The 6,290-nt window shown below is 53.1% G+C and carries 3 protein-coding genes; 2 read left to right on the forward strand and 1 reads right to left on the reverse strand.

All coding sequences use genetic code 11. From position 1 onward, the window contains the following. Window positions 1–726: hypothetical protein (locus JNJ77_21650; protein ID MBL8825207.1), on the forward strand; the 726-nt coding region annotated here is incomplete at its 5' end. A gap of 51 nt (window positions 727–777) precedes the next feature. After that, window positions 778–1,392, forward strand: coding sequence for a hypothetical protein (locus JNJ77_21655; GenBank protein ID MBL8825208.1), 615 nt, complete (start codon window positions 778–780; stop codon window positions 1,390–1,392). Window positions 1,393–2,167: 775 nt separating this feature from the next. Here JNJ77_21655 and JNJ77_21660 read toward each other — a convergent pair. Then, window positions 2,168–6,290, reverse strand: a 4,123-nt coding sequence (locus tag JNJ77_21660; GenBank protein MBL8825209.1) for a hypothetical protein, incomplete at its 5' end; no start/stop codon positions are given.

A 6,290-nucleotide genomic window follows, 5' to 3' on the forward strand; every position in this document is an offset into this window, starting at 1 on the left:
CATCGCGTCCAGGCTGGCCTGCGGATCGGCACAAACAAACACGTTGATCTGTTGCGCTACACTGCCTGGCTGGTGCATCTGCGTCATGCCCCCAAGTCATCCTCTTCGCAAGACCATCATCCCGTAGTTGATCTGGAGCAAATAGCAGCAGATGGTGCTGCATTGGCCTCACAGGGAAAACTGAGCAGAAAGCAGGAACTGGTATTGGGAGCCTTGCTGACTGAAACCAATTTATCACGAGTAGCCGACCAAACAGGAGTAGGACGTACGACGATTCACCGTTGGATGAAAGAACCGCAGTTCCGATCAGCCCTGCGTCAGACACGACGTGAGCTGGTGGAGTCAGCGATAGGCCAGCTACAGGCAGCATCGGCACAGGCAGTTGAGACGCTCATTACGGTGGCACGCAAAGGGCGACGCGATGGTGATCGCGTGCGAGCAGCCATGGCACTACTGGATCATGCTTATCAGGGCCTGCAAGAGCAAGAAACACTCCACGGCGTACCGCCCGTAGACTCGCCTTCACCCATGTCCTCTGCGGATGTCGTTGAGCTGTTGGGCACTCGTCTACGGCAGCTGGATCGAGCTCATCTATCAACTCCGGAGAAGGCTCGCTTAACGGCCAGCCTCTCGGATGCCTTGCTGCGTGCCATGGGAGTCGATGTCCTGGATAAGCGTCTGGAGGCGCTGCAAACGGTCTTGCTGACCAGGAAGAAGCAATCATAAACAGAAGCGATTCAGATAATTACCCTTTGTTTCAGATGGGAGAGAGCAGTGATGAAAACCACATTGGCTTATGAATGTCTGACCCCGGAAGAACGGTTTCGACTTATCCTCGCAGCAGGAAGTCGCAACGATGATACGGAACGTGAACGACTGGCCAAGGCAAGTCAACCTCGCACTGTATCGATGTCCGATCACTGGCCGTTTGCTCAGGCATTCCTGGAACTGTCAGACTTTACTTATCTGAAACTCTTCAACCTGGCAGTTACCTATCTCGATTGCCTGCTTCATCAGAAGGCCGCCAACAGTAACGCAAGTGATCCTGCTGAAATAGTCAATGAAGATAGATGCGAACATCTCGACCAGTTTCTGGTGCTAGGCTATCACCTGCGAACCTATTACGCTGGTTGGGAGTTGTTCTGTCAGCAAATGAGTCTGCCAGCTCAGTTGCTCTGGGAGAAAAATCCTGGCTTTGAAAGGTTGCAACAAGCACTGGAGTTATGTCAGGAAGCTGCATTGACGGTGGAAGGTTACCACGCATGGATGTGCCGTCGGCATTCGGTCGAACCGCCATCGGTCAGCAGCCTGTGCCGTGTGCCTGAGATCATCCAACAAGAGTATGAAGAAACCTATCAGGAGCGAAAACGCTGGTGGCTGGGCATGTGCTAATTGTAAATGGAACACTTTGTATGAGAAAAAGATGAATCCTGACAGATTCGATTCAATCGGCTTGTCGAAAATGGCCATAAAACAAGGGGTATTCGCATAGATTGTCGATCTTCGATTCGTTTGGAACACTTCTGTCACTTTTTTGAAAGTGTTCCATTTTGTTCCATTTTGTTCCATTTGCAGGAACATAGGCGGGGCGCAAAAGCCTGAAAAGTGTAACAAAACGTAACATTTTGTAACATTCTCGGGGTTACGGTACTCGTTTGCAGCCTGCTGTTTCGCTGCGGTGGTGTTGGGGTTCCCCAATATACACACCATCGAAAAATCTTTCCAAATTCGGACTGCAACATCAGCTAACACTTTGAGCTATTATGCGACATTACTCAATCAATTGCAACAGCGGTGACATTTGAACAAATCAGTTCAAGTTCTGATCCACTACGAAAGGAAATGGTGAACTTTAATGAAGGAACTCTGATTCCCCTGGAAATCAACACGTTACATTCTTGTTCAAGAGATACTGAAACGCCCTCTCTCCAACTGTCTATGCACTCGTCCCCAATCGTGTGACCCCACCCCTTCAGACAAGTTGCGAGAACATCTGAAAAGGTGATTGACATTTTCTTACCATCCCAAGACGGCAAACCCGAATTTACATCAACAATTACTTTCATACTTATGGTACGTTGTTCAGGGCATGAGCAATCCCATACTAATTCCAAACACACCGCGTCATGGAGGAAGGCTGTCTGACTCAACAATAAATCTTTTGTGATTACCACCCTGGTTCCCCTGGCAGTGGCGTATCCAAGGGCAAATGACCTCGTTCGCCAGTTATGTGAATATGTGTTCGTCCTCTCCATCCGGGCATTCCTACTTCGCCAACATCAATACGACCAAGCTCTTCAAACCTGCCATTATTAATTCGTCCCCAACTACCAGTCCTGTTCGGATTCTCAATCCAACCTAAATCCATAGCTCTCTGTCCGAAACCATCAAACTCGGCTTTTTCAGCCGGGGATAGATTTCTGCCTCCCATTCCTCTTGTCGGGTGAGTTGTTGACCCAAGCCGCATCGCCCCCGACTCACCCTTGATAAACCGTTGTATTGCCTCCCAGATATCCTTTGAAGTCACCTCTTGAAGCGCCTTGCCCATTGCTCCGATGTTCAGAATCAATTGGATGTCATGCAAGGCTTGCAGCAATTCCCGTTTCTGCTCCTCGGTGAATCCAGATTCCATTATGATAGTTTCGGTAGCCGTGTTATGAAACCTGCCGGTGAACAGCCCAGCCAGCTTGGCGGCTATGCTTTCCAGGGATTGTTCCAGAACAACGCCGCCGAGCACCCCTCCGCTAATGACAGCCAGGCCGCCCATGGCCACATCCTGAATGAGACCGATGCCAGAGATGACCCGAACAACACCTGTATTGGCCGCTACTTGGGACTTGCCCCAGCCTTGCTCGTATTCTATCTGTCCATTGCCGTTGACTCCTTTCAAGTTGATAGTGCCGATACCAAGTGCTGCCCTAAGCATGTCTCGCTGCGCCTTGGAGAGCTTGAGACTGCCGTCGTTAAGAGCTGCCTGGATCGTAGCTAATACCTGTGGATCGAAGCGTAGACGCAGTTCGCCGAAATCATTGCGATCCACATAGATGCCACCATACCCATGGCCGTAGCGATCCGCCAACTCCCTCAGAAGCGCACCCAGGGCCTGGGTTGACATCGAGTTGCCGTTCTTCCAATCGTTGACGAAAATGCCACTATTAGCTTGGTAAGTACTAGAAGTCCATTGTCTTCTTCCCGTGTTCCCTTGCTCCGGCTTGTCGCTGTAACTCGAGATCACTCCAGCGCTCAGGCCATAATACTCCTGACTCTTCGCTGATTCAAACTTCATTGCCAGCGGCATTGGCGGCGCTGGCACCTTCTTTACATCCTCGCCACTATCGATATGCGTCTCCAGCGTGGCACCGGTCATCGTCGTCAGGGGCAAGCTGTCGGTGGTGTAGGTCAACGTCCACGGCGCGGCGAAGTCGATACTGACTTCATACTCATCCAGATCAGCAGTGTGGCGATACTCCATCGTCTCATCGTAAGTCAGTGTGGCGTGGCCCCAGTAGTTGGATATCCCCGTTTCTTCGCTTTGATAAACGCCAAAGTAATCACCGGTGTCATCGCGCGTGAAGTTCTTGCTGTACGAGCCATAGACAAATGTGTCACCAGACGTTGCACCCGCTATCGACTCCGTGCCCGAGCCGGATCGTTCCCGCTCTTTGTCCCAGTCGTAACGATGGTAGGCGGACGACGGACCGCCAAACTTCATCGTCTGCACAGCATAGGACTCAGCAAAGCCCACATTCGTGTATTCACCATCTTCGGTGTAGCTGTTCGTAATCGAGTAATCATCGAAGACGAAGCTGTAGCCGCCCGCACCATCAGGCTCCGAGTAACCATATTTTTCTTCTGCCAACGTGATGGACACATTCCCTGAATCATCCCGCTCGCGATGGTGGTCATATGTGTAGGTAGCGGTAATTGTGGTGGAGACGAAGGTCCACAACTGCCACAGATCAAAGATCGATTCCTCTTCGTAGCTGGTACCCTGCGTCACCGTGTTGATGGAAGTGTAACTGACCAGGCTCCACGGATCAGTCTCTGCCGGATCAAACGACACCTCCGAATACTCCTGCATCGAGTAACCATTGGTGATGGTCACATCCGAAGAATCGTAACTGTAAACCTCGAAGTCCGCATGATCCCCTTCGTAGCTGATGACATAGCTGCTGCTGTTGGTGATCGTCTGGGCTGCTTCGCTGAGCGTCTTGTCATACACCACGCACGCCACGCCGTTGTACATCGACCCCAGGTGCTGCTTGTTGATAAACGTCGAACTGGTCTGGTTGACGTTGACGCTGGAGGTGATCTCCCCTTCGATGTCGCGATACACCCCGACCAGCCCGGTCGTGTGATAGCCGGTGAACACCGATGTGAAGCTGGTGCCTCTGGTCACGCTGTCGGTCGTCGTCGCTTGATAGGTCGAACTGATGAGCGAGAAGCTGAAGTCCTGCCCTGACGAGGTGCCTCGAATCACGCTGTCATATTGCTCATTCCTGGCGGAGCTGGTGAGGTCACTCTCGATACCGGTCAGCGACTGGGTGAACTCGGCGAACCACTCGACCAGCACAAACCCCGTCGGCCTGTTCAGATCGTTCCAGCGGTTCTGCGTCGCTGACATATCACTGATCGTTCGGCGGCCATATTCGGTTGCCGTGAACATCGACGACTCAATCGACGAGATAGCCGAGGTAGTCGAAGAATAATGGGCATCGTAAGCAATGGAACTGTAGCTATACGAACCGTGCGAATAAACGCCCTGCTCGAACCGGGCATCGGTCATGGTGCTGCTGCCCGCCGTGACAATCGTCTGCACCGAAAGCTGTATCGTATCGTGCGTGTGCGTTTCGTTGTCTGCCGTGTACTTGTCGCTCGAACCTGAATGGGCCCAGTTGTTGACGCGGTGGTTGTACTCCGACTCCTCGAAGTTGAGCTCATTCTCCCGGACCGTGGTATACGAGAACGTGACGGTTGCTGTCTCGATGCTGAAGTAGGTGGCACAGCTGAGGTTATAATCCCCTTCGCTGTAGGTGCCATACTCGTAGCTGGTGCGGAACTGCTCGGCAATGGTTTCCTTCACGCCTGTCCGAATCGCTTCATAACCAAACGTCACGGTTTGCGAGGAGTCGTTCGTCCGGTCGTCGGCTTCGTATTCATAGGGCCCGCCGAAGAGTTGTGGCACATTCAGCGAACTGCTGCCCGTATCGTCCGCCGCTCCCTCGGTCTGCGTAATGGTACGGATGAACTCGGTTTCGATCTCCTCTTCCTCGGCATACTGCTCGGCCGTTAACGTCACGCGTGATTCGTAATAGGTCAATTCCGTGCCCAGGTCAGCAGGGATGTTGCCTTCCTGCCGCAGGAAATAATCCAGCTCGGAATAAGCATGGCCGGTCGTCTCGGTGTTGAAGGTGTACAACGCACCGCCATCCGTCAGGCCTTCCCTGACGGAGTTGCCCGAACCGTTCTGAATGCCTCCACCCGTGTCCGAACCGCTACCGTTTTCACTGGTATGGTAGCCGAGCGAGCTTTCGGACATCGTACCGGTGAGCATCTGCGTGAAGTTCATCGTCGCCAGGCTCTTCCCGCTGGAACGATGGGCGAAGCTGGTCAAGCTTGTCGAGAAGTTGGCATACTGGCCCAGCGACGAATAGGTCTCCAGTCCGGAGGATGCACTGGTGCTGGCGGTGTCGGTCACCTGCAGCAGACTGTTGAGGTAGGTAACGACGCTGTGGCCGCTGGATGAAGACGTGCTCGAACCGACAGCACCATCGCCCGGATCGGAGTTCAGGCTTAACCCGTTGCTGTCGGGCATCGCATCCAGTATGCGGTATTGATCGGTGTTGACCAGCGTATCGAGCGACGTGGCGGTTGCCAGCGATGCGAGGGTGGCAGTCGACTGGTAAGCCATGCTGGAGTAAGAGTACTCGCCATCGGAGTATTCGCCGAGCAAGCCGTTGGAATAGTGGTAATCGGTCACCTGTTGAGCCGTGAACGTACTGCGCGATTCGTTGTGCCGGGCCAGCGTGGCAGTCGAGTTGTCAAAGTAACCCACCAAACCCGAATGACGGGAGGAGTTAAAGTCGAACCCGGTGGCGGCTCCGGTCAGTTCCAGCGATTCACTGTCGTTGTAGAAAAACTCTTCCATGGAGGTCATCAGCGAGGTCGAATGGTTCCTGACCTCAACACTGGTGGTGACCAGGCCTGAACCCGTCTCCTGGTAATTGATGCTGGTCAGCGACAAGGTCATATGGCTGGCGCTGCCATATTCATCGCGTGAGAAGGTGACC

Source organism: Planctomycetia bacterium (assembly GCA_016795155.1).
In the GTDB taxonomy this organism is placed as follows: domain Bacteria; phylum Planctomycetota; class Planctomycetia; order Gemmatales; family HRBIN36; genus JAEUIE01.